Below are 244 nucleotides of genomic sequence, written 5' to 3'. Positions count from 1 at the left end.
AGAGCGGTGTGCTGGGAAACTAGCCCGCACCGTTCGGGAAGGGGCCGTCGGAAAAGGACTCGAACCACGAGTACCTCGCCGGCGGCCTACTTCACACAGGCGCTGGTCAGCGGACGGCACGTGGGACAAGATCTTCGCAGCCGTTCTGGCCGACGCCGACGCGGAAGGCCGCATCGACTGGTCCATGGTGTCCGTGGACTCCACCACCTGCCGGGCCCACCAGCACGCCGCCGGAGCTCGTAGG

At 67.6% G+C, this 244-nt stretch carries 1 pseudogene; it reads left to right on the top strand.

The features are described 5' to 3' along the window. Positions 1–244, top strand: a pseudogene (locus tag IG78_RS53040) (hypothetical protein); the annotation flags it as partial.

Origin of the sequence: Streptomyces aureocirculatus, assembly GCF_000720475.1 — a bacterium.
Taxonomy (GTDB): domain Bacteria; phylum Actinomycetota; class Actinomycetes; order Streptomycetales; family Streptomycetaceae; genus Streptomyces; species Streptomyces aureocirculatus.
This window is presented reverse-complemented; position numbering and strand designations above follow the sequence as displayed.